A 19,347-nucleotide genomic window follows, 5' to 3' on the forward strand; every position below is an offset into this window, starting at 1 on the left:
GCGGCACCCTAAGTCCTCCCCCGCCAACTGACCAGCAGCAGTACGGTGTGAACCATGCGCCCCGACACGCCTGCAGAGCACATCGCCGAAGCCGAGCGCCTCATCCGCACGGCGACCCGCTACCCCGAGGACCAGGAGCCCTTGCTCCTCCAGGCCGCGGCCCACCTCGAACTGGCCGACGCACGCGACCGGGCGAGTGCCCTGTACGACCAACTCCTCTCCTCATCCCCCGCCGACCCCCACCTGATCAAGGCCCTGCAGGCGGCGAACCTCTGGGAGTACGGCCACGAGGCGGAGGCCCGCGCCCTCATCTCGGGCATCCGCGCCGCCTCGCCCAAGGACCCGGCGCCGTGGGAGGTCATCGCGGAAGCCCTGGAGGCCCACGACGAGTTGGAGGCCTCGCACGACTGCTTCACCGAGGCGGCCACCCTCCTCATCGCGGAGGACGCCCCGCTGACCCCGGCCACCACCGCCCTCCTGACGGGCCGCCACCGCGTACGCCGCCTCCTCGGGCTCCCGCACGACGACTGGGACATGGTCGCGGACACCCGCCACATCGGCCCGATCCCCCTCGACGAGCTCCACGACCCGAAGCGCATCTGGGCCCTGGGCTCCGACGACCCCGCCGAACTGCGCGCCGAGATCGCCCGCCTGCGCGCCGAACTGGGCGACCGCCGCGCGGCCCTCTCCCGCCCCTTCCCGGTGGCGATCCTGCACTGGCCGCAGCGCGAACTGTCGGAGCTGCTGACCAGCTACCCGACCCTCGCCTCCGAATACCCCTCGCACGAGGCCCACCTGAGGGAGATCGAGACCTCCCTCCGCGCCCTGGCCGCCTCGGGCACCACGAACCTGGGCATCGTCACGGCGAGCGTCCCCTCCTACGAGGCCTTCGCGGCATCGGAGAAGACCTCCCCGGCCTCCCCATCCCTCCTGGCCGAATACGCCACAACCCTGGCAGCCCGCGGCAAGGCCACCCCCTGGCCCCCAACCCCCACCGCCCCCTGCTGGTGCACATCGGGCAAGCCGTACGCGGAGTGCCACGGGAGCAGCAACTGAAACCGGGCCCCTCCGGCCCGCAATCCGTTTTCACCATGAAGGAATCCATGACCAGCGCATACGAGTCGGACCCCATATTCCAGACCAACCCGCTTCAGGTCCTGAATATTGTCACTCGCATTCAAAGCCAGGAGATCGCGCTTCCCGATTTCCAGCGCGACTTCGTATGGGATTCCACTCGAACTGCTGAGCTTCTCGGCTCCATCATGTCGCGCTACCCCGTGGGAACGCTCCTTTTCTGGGAGCAGGGCGAGGGGCAAACCTTCGCCAGTCGGAGTTTCGACGGCGCTCCGAGCACACCCAACAAGCCACCCGCAGTTCTGGTCTTGGATGGGCAGCAGCGCCTCACGTCGCTGTACCAGGCTCTGACGGGATCGGGCGACGAGCGATATTTCATCAAGGTCGACGAGTTCGTTGACATCCCGTCACGGAGCGTCCGCGAGGTGCCTGATGTGGACTTCGAAAAGGCGATCTTCTCCATGCCCGCTATAGCGAAGTCGGGTCGCCGCAGCCAGCTGCCAAAGGCGTCCCATCTCCCGATCGCCGAAGTTCACCAGTTCGACGACTGGCTGGACGACTATGCTGACACCATTGAGAACGATCAGGAAATACCGCTTACCGCGAAGGAGGCGAAGAGTCTCTATCGGGAGATGCGTGACAAGTACATCAGCCCGCTGAAGACCTACGGCCTTCCCGTCCTCACCCTTCCCAGTTCAACGTCCATGGACGCCGTCTGCACCATCTTCGAAACGTTGAACCGGACCGGAAAGCCGCTTGGCCCCTTCGAACTCCTCACCGCACGCTTCTTCCCCCAAGGAGTGAATCTTCGAGACCTCTGGGATGAAGCCGAGGCCAACCACCGGGCCCTGAAGGAGTTTCGCATCGACCCGTACAACGTGCTCCAGGCCATCTGCTTGCGAGTCCGCGGGAGCGCCCAACGATCCGACGTCCTCAAGAGGCTGACCGGAGATGACATCAAGGCCCACTGGGAGAGTACGACCGCAGGCTTCGCGGGCGTGATCGACATGATCCAGTCGGACTGCGGCGTAACCTCTCAGAAGTGGCTCCCGTACGGAATGCTCCTCACCCCCATGGCCGCCGTGTGGGACAAGCAGAAGGAACTGAAACCGCTGGAACGTTCCGAGGCGTTGCGCCGGCTCCAGCGGTTCTTCTGGGCGAGCACCTTCACCACCAACTACGACCAAGGCGCCAACAGTCAAATGGGCGCCGACTACTCACGGCTCTCCCAGTGGATCACCGCCGGCGACGGCGAGGCACCCGAGGCGATCAACGAGTTGCACATCAACTCGGCGACGCTGCGAGCCGCGACTGTGCGACGCAAGGCCCTCTACTCGGGCCTGGTCTGTCTGCTCGTCAAGAACAGGGCCGCCGACTTCCATACCGGCCAGAGCATGACGGCCACCCGTGCGCTGGAGGCCGAGTCGCACCACATCTTCCCGAAAGCCTTCCTGGCCAAGCAACAAGGTTCGGAAAGCTCCGAGTTGATGCTTAACCGCTCCCTCATCGACGGGGAGACGAATCGCATCATCGCGAGTCACGCTCCCAGCGCCTATGTCAAGAAGATGAAGATCGCATACGGCGAGCAGAGGCTGGCAGACGTACTGGCATCGCACGCCATCGCGAGTCATCAGGCCAGCGGCCTTCTGAACGATGATTACTCGACGTTCCTGGACGAGCGGCTGGAGATCGTCATCCAGCTGATCGAGGAAGCGACGGGAAAGACCATCCAGCGCGAAGCAACCCGCTAGCCAGCGCCCTGACCCCGCGGCGAACACTCGCACGAAAGCCGCTGCGCGGCAGGCGGGGCGCCCGCCCCGGCTCCAGGCCGACGGCCGCCGCACGGGATTCCGTGCCGCGTTCGCCCAGTCGGCCGTCGGCATCGACGAATTCGCCACCGCCTGGCTGATCCCCAAGGCCTTCTCCACCGACCGGGCCTACGGGCAGGTCACCGCGCGGCTCGGCCGGCAGCGCGTACGGAAACTGCTCATCGGCGCCCCCACGGGTGAGCTACCCGGCTATTCCGCCAGTACCGAGTAGAACGTGGGGGCGGACGCCACTCCCGGTGGCGTCCGCCCCCACGCCCGCTGTCATCAGACCGCGGTCCGACGGCCGCGCACGATCTCAGCCACCCGGCCGGCGGCGGCTTCGACCTTCTCGTGCTCCCAGACTCGAACCGCCAGCCATCCGGCCTCTGCCAACCGGGCATCCGTGTCGACATCCCGGCTTCGATTGCCCTCGATCTTTGCCCGCCAAAACTCCGCGTTGCGTCGAGGCCACGTCGCATGCTCCGGGCAACCATGCCAGAAGCACCCATCCACGAAGACCGCGACTCGGGCCGGGCCGAAGACGATGTCAGCCTCCCGGCGCACGCCCTTCACCGGACGCCGATGCACGCGGTACCGAAATCCCGCAGCGTGGAGAGCGCGTCGCAGCGCAACCTCCACCTGAGTGTCCCGGCTCTTCTGTCGACTCATCCGAGAGCGGACGTCGGGAGTCGTATCCAAGGGCTTCACGTCATCATTCTCGCGCCGCGCAGTACCGCAAACGGAGTCGATCTTCGAATTCAATGACCGGATGATCTGCTCGCCTGTGACAGCGACGCGCTCGTGGCCATCTCTCACAGGCCGAACCTGCCTCGCCAATCTCGAGGTTCCACTCGAGGCTAGCGGTCGGCCGCCGCGTAGGAGGCCGTGGCTACCGCGGCTGCCGCCGTGAAGACTGCCGGCCAGGCGCCGATCTTCTTTGCCAGGGGGTGTGATCCCGCGAACGCGGCGACGTAGGCCGCGCCGAGGAGGGCCGTGGTCGTCGGGGTCGTGCGGCGGTGCCATTCGCGGGCCGCGAGGGTGCCCGCGGCCGCGAGGACCACGCCGCCGAGCGGGCGTACGCCGGTCCAGCGGGCCGTGGCGTAGCCGCCGACCAGGCCGGCCGCCGCTAGTGCCGAGGTGGGAATCTGCGCCATCGTGGGGTCCTCCAGCCGTTCGAACGTCTCCGCACGAGGCTAACGCGCCCGCCGCGTGAAGCGGCGCGCGGTCGTCACGCCCAGGACCACGACGGCTCCGCCCAGGACGCCCGGCGGGACGGTGTCCTGGACGGTGCGGGGCAGGACGGCGATGACGCCCAGGGTGATGAAGAACGCCACCGCGCAGGCGGCGAGGCCGATCAGGGCTTTGCGCAGGAGAGAGCTGGACACACAGATTCAACGCCGGGCCGGGGCGCGGCGATACGGGCGGGCCGGAACACGGTACGGAAGTCGGATTTGTCGCACACCCTCCGGATCCGCGCAGGTGCCCTCCGTGGAACCTCCCGGGCGTAGATTCACTCTCCTACACGGGCGATACGACCGAAGCCGCCCAAGCCGGCCCAAGGAGCTGCAAACGTGATCTGCTACGGACCGGCCGTGCTGGACCTGTCGGACGAACTGGCCGACGCCTACAGCGAGGTGTTCTCCGCGCCACCGTGGAACGAGGACGAAGAAACCATTCGCCAGTTCTCCCTCCGGCTCCAGGCCGACAGCCGCCGCGCCGGTTTCCGTACCGCCTTCGCGCAGTCGCCCGCAGGCATCGACGGCTTCGCCACCGGCTGGCTGACCCCCAAGACCTTCCCCCGCGACCGCGGCTACGGGCAGGTCTCCGTGCAGCTCGGCCGCCAGCGCGTCCGGGAACTCCTCATCGGCGCCTTGGAGATCGACGAGCTCGCCGTACGCCCGCACGCGCGCGGGACCGGCACCGGGCGCGCCCTCCTCGCCGAGATCACCGCCGACGCCCCCGACGGCCGCGCCTGGCTGCTGACCGCCCGGGTGGCCACCGACACCGTCGCCACCTACCGGCGCCTCGGCTGGCACGAGGTCACCCCCCTGCCCGGCACGCACAACGGCGTCGTCGTCTTCCTCGCCCCGAACCACCCCTCGGCCTGAGCATCGGGCACGCCCCACCGGGCATACCCGGGGCATGATCGCCCACAGCGCTTCCCTCGCCCGCATCGCCCAGCGGCAGCTGAACATGGCCACCTACCGCCAGCTCACGCAGGCCGGGATCCCGGCCGGCACCATCAGCGGCCGCAGCCGCCGCGGAGGGCCCTGGCAGCGGCTCCTGCCACGGGTGTACCTCCTGCAGACCGGCCCGCCCGACACCCGGCAGCAGGCCCTGTCCGCCGTCCTGTACGCCGCCCACCCCGCGGCCGATCCGCTCTCCGGGTCCACCGCCGCGCTCACCGGCGGCGCCGCACTCGCGCTCCTGGGCATCCGCGACGCCCCGCCCGAACCGCTGGACGTCCTCGTCCGCGCCCCGCGCTCGCCGGCCGCCACCGGCCGGGTCCGGCCCTGCCCGACCTCACGCTGGCCCGCCACCATCCACATCCGCGGCATCCCCAGCGCCCGCCCGATCCGGGCCGCCGCCGACTTCGCGGCCCGTACGGACGACGCCGACGCCGATCTGGTGCGCTCCGTACTGGCCAACGTCGTCCAGGGCGGCTGGTGCCACCCGCACGACCTGCACGCCGAACTGCGCGCGGGCCGTGTCCGCGGCCGCCCCGCCGTACGGGCCGCGGCCGCGGAGCTCGTCGCCGGGGTCCGCTCGATCGCCGAGGGCCGCGCACGCGACACCCTGGCCGCGACCGACCTCCCGGCCCCGCTCTGGAACGCCCGCCTCCACGGCCCGGACGGGGCCTTCCTCGCCAGCCCGGACGCGTACTGGCCCGAGGAGGGCGTGGCGCTGGAGATCGACTCCGCGGAGTACCACTACACGCGCGACGCCTGGCAGGCCACCCTGCACCGGCGGCTGCGCCTGGAGGCCCGCGGCGTCCTGGTGGCCAGCACGACCCCCGGGATCCTGCGCGACAGACCGGCGGACGTGATCGCCGCCCTGCGCGCGCTCCTGGCACTGGGCGCCGCCCGCCCCGCGCCCCCGCAGGTCACCACCCGCGGGCACACCCAGCTGGAACTGCCGCTGCCGCCGTCCTACGCCCCGAATGCGCGGGACACCGTATAGATCAGCAGGCCCGCCAGGGCGCCGACCACCGTGCCGTTGATCCGGATGAACTGCAGGTCACGTCCGATGTGGGCCTCGATCTTGCGGGAGGTGTGCTCGGCGTCCCAGCCCGCCACCGTGTCCGTGATCAACGAGGTGATCTCGGTCCGGTAGGTGGTGACGACGTAGACGACCGCGCCCTCGATCCAGCCCTCCACCTTCGCCTGCAGGCGGCTGTCGGTGGCCAGACGCGCACCGAAGGAGATCAGCGAGGCGCGGACCCGCAGGCGCAGCTCGCTCTGCTCGTCCTCCGCCGCCGAGATGATCATCGACCGGATCGCCGACCACGCGGAGGCGATGACGTCCTGGACCTCGTCGCGCGCCAGGATCTCGGACTTGAGCCGCTCCACCTTGGCGCGGGTCTCCGTGTCCGACTGGAGATCGGCCGCGAAGTCCGCCAGGAAGCGGTCCACCGCCCCGCGCGCCGGATGCTCGGGCATGTCCCGCATCTCCGTGACGAAGCGGAGCAGCTCCTTGTAGACGCGCTCGCCGACCTTGCGGTCCACGAACCGCGGGGTCCAGCCCGGCGCCCCGCCCTGGACGGCGTCCGTGATCGAGGCCCCGTGCGTGACGAGCCAGTCGTGGGCCTTGGCGCAGATGAGGTCGACGGCGCGACGGTGGCCACCGTCCTCGACGACCCGCTCCAGGGTCTTGCCGATGCCCGGCGCGATCTCGGCGGCCTCGGCGCGCCGGGTGATGGCCTCGCCCACGACGGCCTGTACGTCGGAGTCGCGCAGCACGGTGAGCGCGCCGCGCAGGGCGGCGGCGAGCTCGGCCGTGACCCGGTCGGCGTGTTCGGGCTCGGCGAGCCAGGATCCGAGCCGGCCACCGATGCCGAGCGCGTGGAGCCGGGCCCGGACCACGTCGGAGGAGAGGAAGTTCTCCCCGACGAACTCGCCCAGGGAGACACCGAGCTGGTCCTTCTTGGTCGGGATGATCGCGGTGTGCGGGATGGGCAGGCCGAGCGGGCGCCGGAAGAGGGCGGTCACGGCGAACCAGTCCGCGAGCGCGCCGACCATGCCGGCCTCGGCGGCGGCCGCGACGTACGCGGCCCAGCCGCCGACGCCCCAGGCGTGCTGGGCGTACTTGGCGAGTACGTAGACCAGCGCGACCAGGAGCAGCAGGCCGGTCGCGGTGGCCTTCATCCGGCGGACCCCGCGGCGGCGCTCCTCGTCGGCGGCGCTGAACACGAACGCGCCGCGGGTACCTCCGGTGGTGCTGCGGTTCTCCACGTACTCCTGCCTTCCCCCGGGGGCGCCGGTTTTGTCTGCATAGCATCCGACTCCTGAGCGGGGCGAGGAGTTCCCGCCACGCCAGTCCGCTCCCGCGGGGGTGACGGTGACGACCCGGGGCACCCCGGACCCCTCGGCCCTACGGGCCCACTGCCGAAGCGGTCCCGCAGGGCGGGTCCGGGCCGGTCCGCGCCGTCCTGCGGGCCGGGTCCGGGCCCGGTCCGCACCGGTCTGCGGGCCGGGATCCCGGCGCGGTGCGGGTCGGTCCGCGGGGCCATTCCCTCGGGCGGGGCGGGCAGGTGCGGGCCGGTCCGCGGGGCCGGGGAGGGGTGTCTCCTCGGCTCGGCGCGTGCGAGCCATCTCGGCTGTACCCGGTGGTTGCGCGCTCGTCCTGCGGGGACACCCCTCCCCGTCCCCGCTCCCCACGCGTCGGGGCGGCTCCGGGGCACGGTCGGAGCCTGCCGTGGGGCGGGGACACGGCGGAGTGTCCCCGCAGGACGAGCGCGCACCACCGGGCACCACCGCGACATGCCGCACCGCGCGAGCCGAGGAGACACTCCGGCGGGGCACCGCCCCACACCACCCAGCCCCGCCGGCGCTTGAGGCGCGGGGTCCGGGGCAGAGCCCCGGCACCACCGACCGGCCGGAGCCGAACCGCAGAGCCCCGGCACCACCGACCCGCCGGAGCCGAGGAGCTACAGCTCCTTGCGGAGCGACGGGCCGTCCACCGGGCGCTTGCGCTTCTTGACCTTGATCTCCACGCCGCCCCAGAAGGCGAAGCCCGTCACGACCACCCGCGGCGCGCCCGGTTCGTACGGGCCCGGGTTGTCGCGCTGGTCGAAGGCGCCCATGAAGCCGAAGCCCCGGACGTCCAGTTCCACCCCCGGCGGCACCGTGATCTCGATGCCGCCCATGACCGCCACGCAGTTGATCACCACCTCGCGCTGCGCGAAGTCCGCCTCGCGCAGGTCCAGCTGCCCGCCGCCCCAGAACGCCACCGCGTCGAACCGCGCCGGCACCGTCCACCGGCCCTTGCGCTGGAAGCCCGACATGACCGCGACGGCCGTCGCCGAGCTGCCCCCGCCGCCGATCCGGCCCGTCCACGGCTCCGCCGCCGCCGTCGGCCGGGCCACCGGCCCGCCCCCCGGCCCGCCCGCCGGCGCCGGCAGGTCCCGCGTCAGCGGTTCCAGTTCCGCGTACGTCCGCGACTTGTACACCGCGTCGAGCCGCTCCTCGAACTCCTCCATGTCGAGCCGGCCCTCGGCGACGGCGTCCCGCAGACGCTCCACCACCCGGTCCCGGTCGGCATCCGACGCCCTCAGCTCCGGCAACGGCTTCTCCGGCCGCTCGTCACTCATGCGGACCAGACTATGCAGGGTTGTCGGGGAGTTGTATGGCCCAGCCCCTGAGATCGCCCCCGGATCGCCCCCGGCTTTCCCCTGATTCAGGAGAAAGTCAGCCGCGGCCCGCGTACATCCGCGCGATCACGTCCTCGATGTCCGGCTCCCGCACCGAGAGGTCCACCAGCGGGTAGTCCGCGGCCACCGCCGCCACCAGCGGCGCCGCCGACGCTCCCGCCGGGAACGCCAGCCACTGCCGCGGCCCCTCCACCTTCACCACCCGCGCCCCCGCCACACTGATCGGCGCGAGCTCCCGCTCCAGGTCCACCACCAGCGTCCGCTCGCTCTCCCCCGCCGCCCCCGCCGCGTGCAGCCCGCCCAGCAGCCCGTCGTACATCAGCCGCCCGTGGTCGATCACCATCACCCGCTCGCACAGCTGCTCGATGTCCTGGAGGTCGTGCGTGGTGAGCAGCACGGTCGTACCGAGTTCCTCGTTCAGCTGCCGTAGGAAGCCCCGTACCTTCGCCTTGCTCACCACGTCGAGCCCGATCGTCGGCTCGTCCAGGTACAGCACCTCCGGATCGTGGAGCAGCGCCGCCGCGATGTCCCCGCGCATCCGCTGCCCGAGCGACAGCTGCCGTACCGGTACGTCCAGCAGCTCGGCCAGGTCGAGCCGCTCCACGCAGCGCTCCAGGTTCTCCTCGAACCGCGCCCGCGGCACCCGGTACAGCCGCCGCATCAGCCCGTACGAGTCCTTCAGCGGCAGGTCCCACCACAGCGTCGTGCGCTGCCCGAACACCACCCCGATCCGGTGCGCGAGCCGCATCCGCTCCCGCGCCGGGTCGATGCCCGCCACCCGCAGCCGGCCGCCGCTCGGGGTCAGGATGCCGGTCAGCATCTTGATCGTGGTCGACTTCCCGGCGCCGTTGGGCCCGATGTAGCCGACCACCTCGCCCCGGGCGACCTCGAAACTGATCCCGTCCACCGCCCTGACCTGGCGTTTCTCCCGGCGCATCAGGCTCACCCGGCGCCGTACGTCAAAGACCTTCTCGACCCCGTCCAACGAGATCAGCGCATCCGCCACAGCTCTAGCTCCCCGTGCTTCGGTACGAACGGACTCCCGCGCGCCACGCCAGCGACGCGGGCAGGAACACCACGAAGGCCACCAGCGGGCTCAGGTACGCGACCCACCCGGGCAGGCCCAGCGGATCGGGCCGCCCCAACACGTGCAGCGCCGGAAGCCAGTTGACGAAGGCCAGCGGGACGATGAAGGTCACCCCGCGCAGCAGGTCCTTCGCGAAGACCGTCGGCGGGTACTGCAGCATCGTGCAGCCGCCGTAGGTGAAGGAGTTCTGCACCTCGGCCGCGTCCCCGGACACGAACTGGAAGGCCGCACCGGTCACCATCACGGCCCCGAAGATGGCCGCCCCGGCGAGCACCATCACGGGCACCAACAGCACCTTCCCGGCCGTCCAGTCCACCTCCAGGGTCCACACCGCCCAGCCCATCACCCCGAGCCCCTGCCCGATCCGGCCCAGCCGGCGCAGCGCGAAGCGGTCCGCCGCGACCTGCGCGAGCACCGGGACCGGCCGCACCAGCATCGTGTCGAGCGAACCGTCGCGGATCCGGGCGCCGATCCGGTCGGTGTTCCCCAGCAGCAGGTCCGCCAGGCCCAGGGAGGCCGAGCAGGACCCGTACAGCAGCGCGATCTCGGGCAGCGTGAAACCGCCGAGGGCGTCCACGTGGGAGAACATGATGTAGATCGCGACGAAGTCCAGGAGCGTGATCGCCGCCTGCCCGAAGGTCGTCAGGAAGAAGGACGTCCGGTAGGTCATGGTGGAGCGGATCCACATGCCCACGATGAGCCGGTAGCCGCGCAGCCCCTCCAGGGCCGGGCCGCGCCGCGGCGCCCCGGCCACCACGACGCCCCGCTCGCGCGCCCGGTCCCGGCCCCGGCCCCTCTCCCGGCCTCTCTCCCGGTCCGGCGCCCGCGCCGGTACCGCCTCCAGCTCCGCTTCGGCCTCAGCCACCCTGGACCACCACCTTCCGCGTCGCGGCCGACTGCAACAGCCGCCCCGTTCCCAGCAGTACGAGCGCCCACCCGGCCTGGAAGCCCAGCGCCTCGGCCGCGCCCCCGGCCCCCGCGTGCTTGCCCAGCAGGACGTCCATCGGCACCTGCAGCATCGCCGCCCACGGCAGGGTCCGCACGAACTCGCCGAACCCGCCCGGGAACACGGTCAGCGGCAGCAGCATCCCGGAGAAGAAGATCGAGGCGACGGTGGCCATGACGTTGATCCCCGCCCCGTCCATCAGCCAGAAGGCCACCAACCCCACCATGTAGCGCAGCGCGAAGCTCACCACCAGCGCCAGCAGTACGGACACCAGGAACAGCAGCCAGCGCAGCGGATCGGCGGGCAGCGCCAGCGGGAACGCCAGCGCCCCCGCCACCAGCGGCAGCACCCCGCGGCCCGCCAACTGGAAGCCAGCCCGGCCCAGATCGGCCGCGAGCCACCACATCTGGAGGTCCGCGGGCCGGTAGAGGTCGACCGCGATGTCGCCCGTCCGGATCCGCTCCTGGAGCTCCTCCTGGAAGCCGCCGCCGATCAGCGCGGCGGCGGCCAGCAGCGATTGGCTCACCCAGACGAAGGTCAGCGCCTGCGCCTGGTCGTAGCCGCCGAGCCCGGGCCGCTCGTCCCACAGCGCGATGTACGTGTACGCGACGATGAACCCGAACACGGTGTTGGTGAACACCCCGGCCGCGGTCGCCGTCCCGTAGGTGGCGTAGCGCCTGAATCCGCCTGCCACGACCGCCAGGTAGAGACCCACCGGCCGACGCGCTCCGTTCCGCACTCTCCGGCGCACCGTATCCCTCCGTTTCCCACGTCGTTCCTACGTCGGCCAAAGCGCGCGAGCTTAGTGCGGAGGGGCGAGCCACGCGACCGATTTATGCCCGTCCGGGGCGGAATCATCGGCCATCGGGTAGACACCATGAGGTACAGAAGTGGATATTTTGAACGGCGTCGAGGAGTCCTGGAGATGAGCGACCAGTCACCACCCCCGGGCTGGACCCCTCGCGACCCCGACACCCCGCCCGACGTGCCGCAGCCGCGGACGGAACCGCCGACACCACACCAGGCACAGCAGGCAGATCAGACACAGCAGACACGGCAGGCACAGCAGCAGTCGCCGCACCAGGGCGGACCGGGGCAGAAAGCCCGGCGCAGGAGAACCGGCTGGCGCCGCATCCTGCCCACCTGGCGCATGGTCCTCGGCGGCATCCTGCTCATCGCCCTGCTGATCGGCGGCGCCCTCGTGGCCGGCTACCTGCTGGTCGACATCCCGCCGGCCAACGCCGCGGCCACCGCGCAGTCCAACGTCTACCTCTACTCCGACGGCTCCCAGATCGCCCGCGACGGCGAGGTCAACCGCGTCAACGTACCGCTGTCGCAGATCCCCCGGACCGTGCAGGAGGCCGTACTGGCCGCCGAGGACCGGGACTTCTACTCCGAACGGGCGGTCGACCCCAAGGCGATGCTCCGCGCCGCCTGGAACACCGCGACCGGCAAGGGCACCCAGTCCGGTTCGACGATCACCCAGCAGTACGTCAAGAACTACTACTTGGGCCAGGAACAGACGATCAAGCGCAAGGTCAAGGAGTTCTTCATCGCGATCAAACTCGGTCGCGAGAAGTCGAAGAACTACATCCTCGAGGGCTACCTGAACACCAGCTACTTCGGCCGCAACGCGTACGGCATCCAGGCCGCCGCCCAGGCCTACTACGGCAAGGACGTAGGAAAACTCACCACCGCGGAGGGCGCCTACCTCGCCACCCTCCTCAACTCCCCCAGCGCCTTCGACGTCGTCTCCCACCCCCAGAGCCGCACCCGCGCCCTCGCCCGCTGGAACTACGTACTCGACGGCATGGTCAAGAAGGGCTGGCTGTCCCCCACCGAACGCGCGACGACACAGTTCCCCGAACCGGGCAAGGTCCGCGCGGCCGCCGGCCTCTCCGGCCAGCGCGGCTACCTCGTCGAAGCGGTCAAGGACTACATCGTCGACAACAAGATCCTCGACGACAAGACCCTCGCCGAAGGCGGCTACCGCATCACCACCACCCTCGACAAACGCCGCCAGAGCGCCCTCGTCGACGCCGTCGACGGCCAGATGGTCAGCAAGCTCGACCCCGCGAAGCGCAAGGCCGACCGGCTGGTCCGGGCCGGCGGGGTCTCCATCGACCCGGCCACCGGCAAGGTCCTCGCCATGTACGGCGGCATCGACTACACCAAGCAGTACGTGAACAACGCGACCCGCCACGACTACCAGGTCGCCTCCACCTTCAAGCCGTTCGTCTTCGCCACCGCCGCCGAGAACGGCTCCCGCACCCAGGACGGCCGCCGGATCACCCCGAACACGATCTACAACGGCGACAACAAACGCCCGGTCGTCGGCGGCCGCATCCGCTTCGCCCCCGAGAACGAGGGCCAGGTCTCCTACGGGAACATCAGCGTCAACACCGCCACCGACCTCTCCGTCAACGCCGTGTACGCACAGATGGCGGTCGACGTCGGCACCGCCAAGGTCAAGAAGACCGCCATCGACCTCGGCATCCCCGAGAACACCCCCAACTTCGTACCCGGCCCGGCCATGGCCCTCGGCACCCTGCAGGCCAGCGTCCTCGACATGACCCAGGCCTACGCCACCCTCGCCGACCACGGCCGACGCACCCCCTACACCTTCGTCGAGAAGATCACCAAGGGCGGCGAGACCATCCCCCTCCCCCCGCGCGCACCCACCCAGGCCATCAGCCGCGAAGCCGCCGACACCACCACGTCCATGCTGGTCAGCGTCGTGGACAACGGCACCGGCACGGCCGCCCTCGCCGCCGGCCACCCGGCCGCGGGCAAGACCGGCACCGGCGAACTCGACCGCTCGGCCTGGTTCGCCGCCTACACCCCGGACCTGGTCACCGTGATCTCGATGATGGGCCAGGACCCGGACACCGGAACCCTGGAATCCCTCTACGGCGCCCTCGGCGAGGCCCGCATCGGCGGCGGCGGCTACCCCGCCCGGATCTGGGCCGCGTACACCAAGACCGCCCTGGAAGGCACCGACCCCGTCGACTTCGACCTGGAACTCCAGCCCGGCGCCGCACCGCCCCCGCCGCCGCCCAGCCCGGAATCCAGCCCGCCGCAGGAGACCCCCGGCGAACCCTCGCCCAGCACCCCCGCGCGCCCGACCCGGCCCTCCCCGTCGAACCCGACGGGCGGCCGCAACCAAGGCGGACAGAACAACGGAGGCCAGAACCAGGGCGGCCAGGACAACGGCGGCCCGGTGAACGCAGGCCAGGACAACGGCGGCCAGGACAACGGCGGCACCACCCAGGGCGGCGACCAGGGCGGCACCACCCAGGGCACGCAAGGCAGCGCACAGGGCAGCACCCAGGGCAGTGCGCAGGGCAGCGACGGAGGCCCGGCCGAAGGCCCGCGCCCGCCGTCCGCGTTCCTGGAGTAGCCGAGACGGACCGGTCAGTGACCGGAGGTCGCCTTCAGCCCCACCACGGCGACCAGCAGCAGACAGATGAAGAAGATCCGGGCGGCGGTGACGGGCTCACCCAGCACCGCCATACCGAGCACGGCCGCACCGGCGGCGCCGATGCCCACCCACACCCCGTACGCCGTACCGATCGGCAGGGTCTTCGCGGCGTACGACAGCAGCACCATGCTCGCGACGATCCCGGCACCCGTGAACACACTGGGCCACTGCCGGGTGAAACCTTCGGTGAACTTCATGCCGATCGACCAGCCGACTTCGAGCAGACCGGCGACGAGAAGAAGAACCCATGCCATGACGGCACCTCCGAGACAACGAGCGGTACGGGGTGCGTCGTCTTGTCGTACCCGGTACGGCGCGTCTCGTCGGGGTTCTCCCCCACCGTAGCAAAAGGGCGCGAAAAGGGCCGGTGACCTGGGCCACCAGCCCTTCAGCACTTCAGCACTTCAGCACTTGGTCAACGCCTCAGAGGTACAGCCCGGTGGAGTCCTCCGACCCCTCCAGCCGCTCCGCGGCCACGGCGTGCAGGTCCCGCTCGCGCATCAGCACGTACGTCGCACCGCGCACCTCGACCTCGGCACGGTCCTCGGGGTCGTACAGCACCCGGTCACCGGGCTCGACCGTCCGGACGTTCTGCCCGACCGCGACCACCTCGGCCCAGGCCAGCCGCTTGCCCACCGCGGCCGTCGCGGGAATCAGGATGCCGCCGCCCGAGCGCCGCTCGCCCTCGGGCAGATCGGACTTCACGAGCACGCGGTCGTGCAGCATGCGAATGGGCAGCTTGTCGTGGGTGGTGTTCTCGCTCACGCCCCGAACCTACCTGCCCGCGCCCGTCCCGTACCCCTCAGGGTCATCCGCTCTTGCGGCGCGCCGACACCACGAGCAGCCCGACCAGGCTCACGGCGACCAGCGCGACGGGCACGATCCGGTCGACGCGCGGAGCCCCGTCGTCGTGGCGCAGGCCGTCGCGCACATCCGTCACGAACCGGTTCACCGCGGCGAAGGCCCGCCCGGCGGTCTGGTCGACGGACGAGGCGACCCGTGCCTTCGCGTCCCCGATGATCGTCTTCGGGTGCATGCGCACACCGATCTCGTCGAGCGTCTCGGCGAGCTGCTCACGGCGGCGGACGATGTCCGCCTCGATCTGTGCGGGGGTCCTGGCTTCCGGCACCGCGCTGCCTCCGTCGTCGTGGTCGTGTGGGGCGTAGTCCGCCATGAACAGTCTGTCAGCTTAGTCTCATGGCATACCGATCCCCTCCCGAGGAGAGTGTCACGATGAGCGAGCGACTCCAGCCGGGCGACACCGCCCCCGCCTTCACCCTGCCCGATGCGGACGGCAACGAGGTCTCGCTCGCCGACCACAAGGGCCGCAAGGTGATCGTCTACTTCTACCCGTCCGCGCTGACCCCGGGCTGCACGAAGCAGGCCTGCGACTTCACGGACAACCTGGCCTTCCTGACGGGACACGGCTACGACGTCATCGGCGTGTCCCCGGACAAGCCGGAGAAGCTTGCGAAGTTCCGCGAGAAGGAGGACCTGAAGGTCACCCTGGTCAGCGACCCGGAGAAGGAGACGCTGACGGCGTACGGCGCGTACGGCGAGAAGAAGCTGTACGGCAAGACGGTGACCGGGGTCATCCGCTCCACGGTGGTCGTCGACGAGGCGGGCAAGGTGGAGCACGCCTTCTACAACGTCAAGGCCACGGGCCACGTAGCCAAGATCATCAAAGACCTGGGCCTCTGACCCCCGCCCTCCCTCCGCAAACGGCCCGCGCCACCCGGCGCGGGCCGCTCCGTTTATCGGACGTAACTCCCCGCAATCTGGTCCGTTAATCCGTACGAGGCCACGAACGCGCGGCCGGAACGGAGGGGCCGGGGTGCCGATCAGCCCGTACACGCAGGAACGCCTCGCGGAGGCGGCGCGCACGTCGCGCACGCTGTCGGAGGCGCTGGAGAAGCTGGGGGTCGATCCGAAGAGCGGCTCGCGGCGCTATCTGCACGACCGCATGCGGAGGCTGGGCGTGGACACGTCCCACTTCGAGCGAGCGGAAGCCGTCAAGTGGACGAGGGAGATCCTGGCCGCGGCTGTCGCCGATTCGACGAACATGTGCCAGGTTCTGCGACACCTCGGCCTTGAGGTCGTGGGTGGCCACCACACGCACATCAGCCGGCGGGTCAAGGCATTCGGCATAGACACCTCCCACTTCGAACTGCCCTCTCCTGCCGGACGTCCCAAGACCCGGCGCAGCCCGGAGAGCCTTCTGGTCAAGCAGCACGGACCCGACGCCCGGCGCATGCAGAGCGAGCATCTGAAACGGGCGTTGGCCGCGCTGGGCGTGTCCGAGCTGTGCCAGATGTGCGGCACACCGCCGACCTGGCGGGGCCACCCGCTACCGCTGGAAGTGGACCACGTGGACGGGGACTGGCGGAACAACCTGCCCGAGAACCTACGGTTGCTCTGCCCCAACTGCCACTCGACCACCGACACATACCGTGGCCGAGCGAAGGGACGCCGTCGATGAGCACCGGAGAAGAACGCCACGCGCGCGAACGCCGGGACCACGGGCGCCGCGTCACCCCGGACCGGGAGGCGCTGCATGAGGCGGTCACGTCGTCGCATTCGCTGGCGGAGGTCCTCCGGCGCCTGGGCCACCGGTCCGGAGCCCACCGCGAGGCGCTGAAGCAGCGGATCGCCGAGGAGGGCCTCTCCACTTCCCACTTTCTCGGGCAAGCACATCGGCGTGGCAAGCCGGGGACCGTACCGATGAAGCCCGCGTCGGACATCCTGGTCAAGCATGACGGCAGGCGACGAACACGCACATACCTGCTGCGGCGAGCGCTTCGCGAGGTCGGGGTTCCGGAGCTCTGCGGCATGTGCGGAACGCCGCCCGAGTGGGGCGGGCGGCCCATGACCTTGGAGATCGACCACGTGAACGGCGACTGGAGCGACGACCGTCAGGAGAATCTGCGGCTGCTGTGCCCCAACTGCCACGCGATCACCAACACCTGGTGCCGGGGAGGCCTGCGCAGCCACTGAATCCGCTCCCGTGCACGGCGTGACGCGCAGTAGAGTGTCTCTGGCGCGCGCCCGTACGCCAACGGCTGAGCGGTGGTCTTTAGGTGGCCATGTATGTCGGTTCGAATCCGACCGGGCGTACCCAGTACAACGAGGCCTGGCCTCCCGGGACTCGGGAGGCCAGGCCTCGCCGCGTCAGCCCAGGAGGGCGCGGACGAAGGGGACCAGGGCGCGGAAGGCCTGGCCGCGGTGGGAGATGGCGTTCTTCTCCGCCGGGGTCAGTTCCGCGCACGTGCGGGTGTCGCCCTGCGGCTGGAGGATCGGGTCGTAGCCGAAGCCGCCCGTGCCGGACGGGGTGTGGCGGAGGGTGCCGAGGAGGCGGCCCTCGACGACGCGTTCCGTGCCGTCCGGGAGCGCCAGGGCCGCCGCGCACGCGAAGTGGGCCCCGCGGTTCTCGTCCGCGATGTCGCCGAGCTGGGCCAGCAGCAGGTCCAGGTTGGCCTTGTCGTCGCCGTGGGTGCCGGCCCAGCGCGCCGAGAAGATGCCGGGGGCGCCGTGCAGGACGTCCACGCAGAGGCCGGAGTCGTCGGCGACCGCCGGGAGGCCGGTGGCGCGGGCCAGGGCGTGGGCCTTGAGGAGGGCGTTCTCGGCGAAGGTGACGCCGGTTTCCTTGACGTCCGGGATCTCGGGGTACGCGTCCGCGCCGACCAGCTCGTGCGGCAGGCCGGCGTCGGACAGGATCGCGCGGAGTTCGGAGACTTTGCCCGCGTTGCGGGTGGCCAGGATCAGGCGGCTGGGCGTCGAGGTCATGCCTCCATTATCCGGGTCAGCCCGGGGTGCAGACCTTGGAGATCTCGCCGGCCGCGTCCGCCACCGGCTGGATGTCCGGGACGCTGTTGCCGCTCTCGATCGAGGTGCGGACGTTCTTGACGGCGGTGTTCATCGAGTCGATGGCCTTGCCCAGGTCGGCGTTGTCCGTCTGGTCGCCGATCTTCTTCAGGTTCGCCTCGATCTGGTTGAGCGCGTTCTGGGCGTCCTGGGGGCTGTTGCCCGCCTGGGAGACGGCCTGCTGGAGGTCGTTCGCGCCGTCCGTGATGGCCACGGCCGTGTTCGCGCAGTCCATCGCCGTGGAGATCGCGTCGCAGGCGGACAGGGCCGGGACGGTGAGTACGGCGGCCACGGCTACGGCCGCTATGCGGAGCTTCATGCGGTTCTCCCCCTGAGGGCTTGGACGCTACGAGGACGGGCGCACGGCTTCGAGACCGTGCGCCCGTATCTTCCTGGACGCCGGGCCGGGCCCGGCGGTTGCCGCTTACAGTTCGAGTGCGCCCCGCTGGATGGCTTCCAGGTCCGCGCAGCCGCCGGCGGCGAGGTCGAGGAGGGCGTTCAGTTCCTTGCGGTCGAAGGGCTCGCCCTCGGCGGTGCCCTGGACCTCGACGAAGCGGCCGTCGCCGGTGCAGACCACGTTCATGTCGGTCTCGGCGCGCACGTCCTCCTCGTAGCAGAGGTCGAGGAGCGGGACGCCGTCGACGATGCCGACGCTGACGGCGGCGACGGTGCCGGTGAGCGGCTTGCGGCCGGCCTTGATGAACTTCTTCTTCTGGCCCCAGGCGACGGCGTCGGCGAGGGCGACGTAGGCGCCGGTGATGGCGGCGGTGCGGGTGCCGCCGTCGGCCTGGAGGACGTCGCAGTCCAGGACGATGGTGTTCTCGCCGAGGGCCTTGTAGTCGATGACGGCGCGCAGGGAGCGGCCGATCAGGCGGGAGATCTCGTGGGTGCGGCCGCCGATCTTGCCGCGGACGGATTCGCGGTCGCCGCGGGTGTTGGTGGAGCGGGGCAGCATCGAGTATTCGGAGGTGACCCAGCCTTCGCCGCTGCCCTTGCGCCAGCGCGGGACGCCTTCGGTGAAGGAGGCGGTGCAGAAGACCTTGGTGTCTCCGAAGGAGACGAGGACGGAGCCCTCGGCGTGCTTGCTCCATCCGCGTTCGATGGTGACCGGGCGGAGCTGTTCGGGCGTACGGCCGTCGATGCGAGACATGGCTCCGAGCCTAGTCGGTGCCGACCTGGGCCCGTGCCGCTGTGCGAAGACCCCGTCCGGGGCTTCCGGGA

The 19,347-nt window shown here is 70.6% G+C and carries 22 protein-coding genes, 1 tRNA gene and 1 riboswitch; of the genes, 9 read left to right on the forward strand and 14 right to left on the reverse strand.

The annotated features are described in order from the left end of the window. Window positions 1–54: 54 nt before the first annotated feature. Together JYK04_RS17270 and JYK04_RS17275 are read left to right on the forward strand one after the other, a co-directional pair. A complete protein-coding gene (locus tag JYK04_RS17270) occupies window positions 55–1,056 on the forward strand; it encodes an SEC-C metal-binding domain-containing protein (RefSeq protein WP_189737331.1) in 1,002 nt (333 codons plus the stop codon). 47 nt (window positions 1,057–1,103) lie between these two features. After that, window positions 1,104–2,825 carry a GmrSD restriction endonuclease domain-containing protein gene (locus JYK04_RS17275; RefSeq protein WP_189737334.1) on the forward strand — a complete coding sequence of 574 codons (1,722 nt, stop codon included), beginning with the start codon at window positions 1,104–1,106 and terminating at the stop codon, window positions 2,823–2,825. Window positions 2,826–3,167: 342 nt separating this feature from the next. Here the strand turns inward: JYK04_RS17275 and JYK04_RS17280 are convergent, their stop codons facing one another. The 3 genes from JYK04_RS17280 to JYK04_RS17290 form a co-directional block, all read right to left on the reverse strand. After that, window positions 3,168–3,644 carry a very short patch repair endonuclease gene (locus JYK04_RS17280; protein ID WP_229875271.1) on the reverse strand — a complete coding sequence of 159 codons (477 nt, stop codon included), beginning with the start codon at window positions 3,642–3,644 and terminating at the stop codon, window positions 3,168–3,170. 95 nt (window positions 3,645–3,739) lie between these two features. Then, window positions 3,740–4,036 (reverse strand): hypothetical protein, encoded by a 297-nt coding sequence (locus JYK04_RS17285; RefSeq protein ID WP_030012715.1) that lies wholly within the window; start codon window positions 4,034–4,036, stop codon window positions 3,740–3,742. Between the two features lie 39 nt (window positions 4,037–4,075). After that, window positions 4,076–4,267 carry a hypothetical protein gene (locus tag JYK04_RS17290; protein WP_189737336.1) on the reverse strand — a complete coding sequence of 64 codons (192 nt, stop codon included), beginning with the start codon at window positions 4,265–4,267 and terminating at the stop codon, window positions 4,076–4,078. A 186-nt stretch (window positions 4,268–4,453) separates the two neighbouring features. On the opposite strand from JYK04_RS17290, the gene JYK04_RS17295 reads away from it, so the two are divergent. Next, complete coding sequence (locus tag JYK04_RS17295; protein WP_229875274.1) at window positions 4,454–4,990, forward strand: GNAT family N-acetyltransferase; 537 nt, start codon at window positions 4,454–4,456, stop codon at window positions 4,988–4,990. Between the two features lie 34 nt (window positions 4,991–5,024). Next, window positions 5,025–6,062 carry a hypothetical protein gene (locus JYK04_RS17300; protein ID WP_189737339.1) on the forward strand — a complete coding sequence of 346 codons (1,038 nt, stop codon included), beginning with the start codon at window positions 5,025–5,027 and terminating at the stop codon, window positions 6,060–6,062. Here the strand turns inward: JYK04_RS17300 and JYK04_RS17305 are convergent. From JYK04_RS17305 to JYK04_RS17325, 5 genes are all read right to left on the reverse strand, one after another. Further along, complete coding sequence (locus tag JYK04_RS17305; protein WP_229875275.1) at window positions 6,032–7,333, reverse strand: DUF445 domain-containing protein; 1,302 nt, start codon at window positions 7,331–7,333, stop codon at window positions 6,032–6,034. The two genes, JYK04_RS17300 and JYK04_RS17305, sit on opposite strands and share 31 nt — an antisense overlap. A 695-nt stretch (window positions 7,334–8,028) precedes the next feature. Beyond that, entirely contained in the window at window positions 8,029–8,691 is a 663-nt protein-coding gene (locus tag JYK04_RS17310; protein WP_189737342.1) for a DUF1707 SHOCT-like domain-containing protein, read from the reverse strand. Window positions 8,692–8,788: 97 nt separating this feature from the next. Beyond that, window positions 8,789–9,757, reverse strand: coding sequence for an ABC transporter ATP-binding protein (locus JYK04_RS17315; RefSeq protein WP_189737345.1), 969 nt, complete (start codon window positions 9,755–9,757; stop codon window positions 8,789–8,791). 4 nt (window positions 9,758–9,761) lie between these two features. Continuing rightward, window positions 9,762–10,595, reverse strand: a complete 834-nt coding sequence (locus tag JYK04_RS17320; protein ID WP_229875296.1) for an ABC transporter permease — start codon at window positions 10,593–10,595, stop codon at window positions 9,762–9,764. Window positions 10,596–10,695: 100 nt separating this feature from the next. Next, entirely contained in the window at window positions 10,696–11,499 is an 804-nt protein-coding gene (locus tag JYK04_RS17325; RefSeq protein WP_189737348.1) for an ABC transporter permease, read from the reverse strand. 210 nt (window positions 11,500–11,709) lie between these two features. Here JYK04_RS17325 and JYK04_RS17330 point away from each other — a divergent pair, with 210 nt between their 5' ends. Further along, window positions 11,710–14,184 carry a transglycosylase domain-containing protein gene (locus JYK04_RS17330; protein ID WP_189737351.1) on the forward strand — a complete coding sequence of 825 codons (2,475 nt, stop codon included), beginning with the start codon at window positions 11,710–11,712 and terminating at the stop codon, window positions 14,182–14,184. 14 nt (window positions 14,185–14,198) lie between these two features. Here the strand turns inward: JYK04_RS17330 and JYK04_RS17335 are convergent, their stop codons facing one another. From JYK04_RS17335 to JYK04_RS17345, 3 genes are all read right to left on the reverse strand, one after another. Beyond that, window positions 14,199–14,519, reverse strand: a complete 321-nt coding sequence (locus JYK04_RS17335) for a DMT family transporter (protein ID WP_189737354.1) — start codon at window positions 14,517–14,519, stop codon at window positions 14,199–14,201. 31 nt (window positions 14,520–14,550) lie between these two features. Continuing rightward, window positions 14,551–14,616, reverse strand: a riboswitch (guanidine-III (ykkC-III) riboswitch). Between the two features lie 72 nt (window positions 14,617–14,688). Next, window positions 14,689–15,030: a GroES family chaperonin gene (locus tag JYK04_RS17340; protein WP_030009035.1), complete on the reverse strand. Its 342-nt coding sequence runs from the start codon at window positions 15,028–15,030 to the stop codon at window positions 14,689–14,691. A gap of 43 nt (window positions 15,031–15,073) precedes the next feature. After that, a complete protein-coding gene (locus JYK04_RS17345) occupies window positions 15,074–15,439 on the reverse strand; it encodes a DUF3618 domain-containing protein (RefSeq protein ID WP_373297429.1) in 366 nt (121 codons plus the stop codon). A gap of 59 nt (window positions 15,440–15,498) precedes the next feature. Here JYK04_RS17345 and bcp point away from each other — a divergent pair, with 59 nt between their 5' ends. From bcp to JYK04_RS17365, 4 genes are all read left to right on the forward strand, one after another. Then, window positions 15,499–15,966, forward strand: coding sequence for a thioredoxin-dependent thiol peroxidase (gene bcp / locus JYK04_RS17350; RefSeq protein ID WP_189737357.1), 468 nt, complete (start codon window positions 15,499–15,501; stop codon window positions 15,964–15,966). 133 nt (window positions 15,967–16,099) lie between these two features. Beyond that, window positions 16,100–16,744: an HNH endonuclease signature motif containing protein gene (locus tag JYK04_RS17355; protein ID WP_189737361.1), complete on the forward strand. Its 645-nt coding sequence runs from the start codon at window positions 16,100–16,102 to the stop codon at window positions 16,742–16,744. Next, a complete protein-coding gene (locus JYK04_RS17360; protein WP_189737365.1) occupies window positions 16,741–17,259 on the forward strand; it encodes an HNH endonuclease signature motif containing protein in 519 nt (172 codons plus the stop codon). The genes JYK04_RS17355 and JYK04_RS17360 overlap by 4 nt, the downstream gene beginning before the upstream one ends. A 47-nt stretch (window positions 17,260–17,306) precedes the next feature. Further along, window positions 17,307–17,379: transfer RNA gene (locus tag JYK04_RS17365), tRNA-Leu, on the forward strand. A 54-nt stretch (window positions 17,380–17,433) separates the two neighbouring features. Here JYK04_RS17365 and rdgB read toward each other — a convergent pair. From rdgB to rph, 3 genes are all read right to left on the reverse strand, one after another. Then, window positions 17,434–18,048: an RdgB/HAM1 family non-canonical purine NTP pyrophosphatase gene (gene rdgB / locus JYK04_RS17370; protein ID WP_030009030.1), complete on the reverse strand. Its 615-nt coding sequence runs from the start codon at window positions 18,046–18,048 to the stop codon at window positions 17,434–17,436. A gap of 16 nt (window positions 18,049–18,064) precedes the next feature. After that, the gene (locus JYK04_RS17375) at window positions 18,065–18,445 is read right to left on the reverse strand and encodes a hypothetical protein (RefSeq protein ID WP_189737369.1); all 381 of its coding nucleotides are present in this window, start codon (window positions 18,443–18,445) and stop codon (window positions 18,065–18,067) included. A 105-nt stretch (window positions 18,446–18,550) separates the two neighbouring features. Next, entirely contained in the window at window positions 18,551–19,276 is a 726-nt protein-coding gene (gene rph, locus JYK04_RS17380) for a ribonuclease PH (RefSeq protein ID WP_030009028.1), read from the reverse strand. Window positions 19,277–19,347 lie beyond the last annotated feature (71 nt).

Origin of the sequence: Streptomyces nojiriensis (genome assembly GCF_017639205.1) — a bacterium.
GTDB lineage: Bacteria > Actinomycetota > Actinomycetes > Streptomycetales > Streptomycetaceae > Streptomyces > Streptomyces nojiriensis.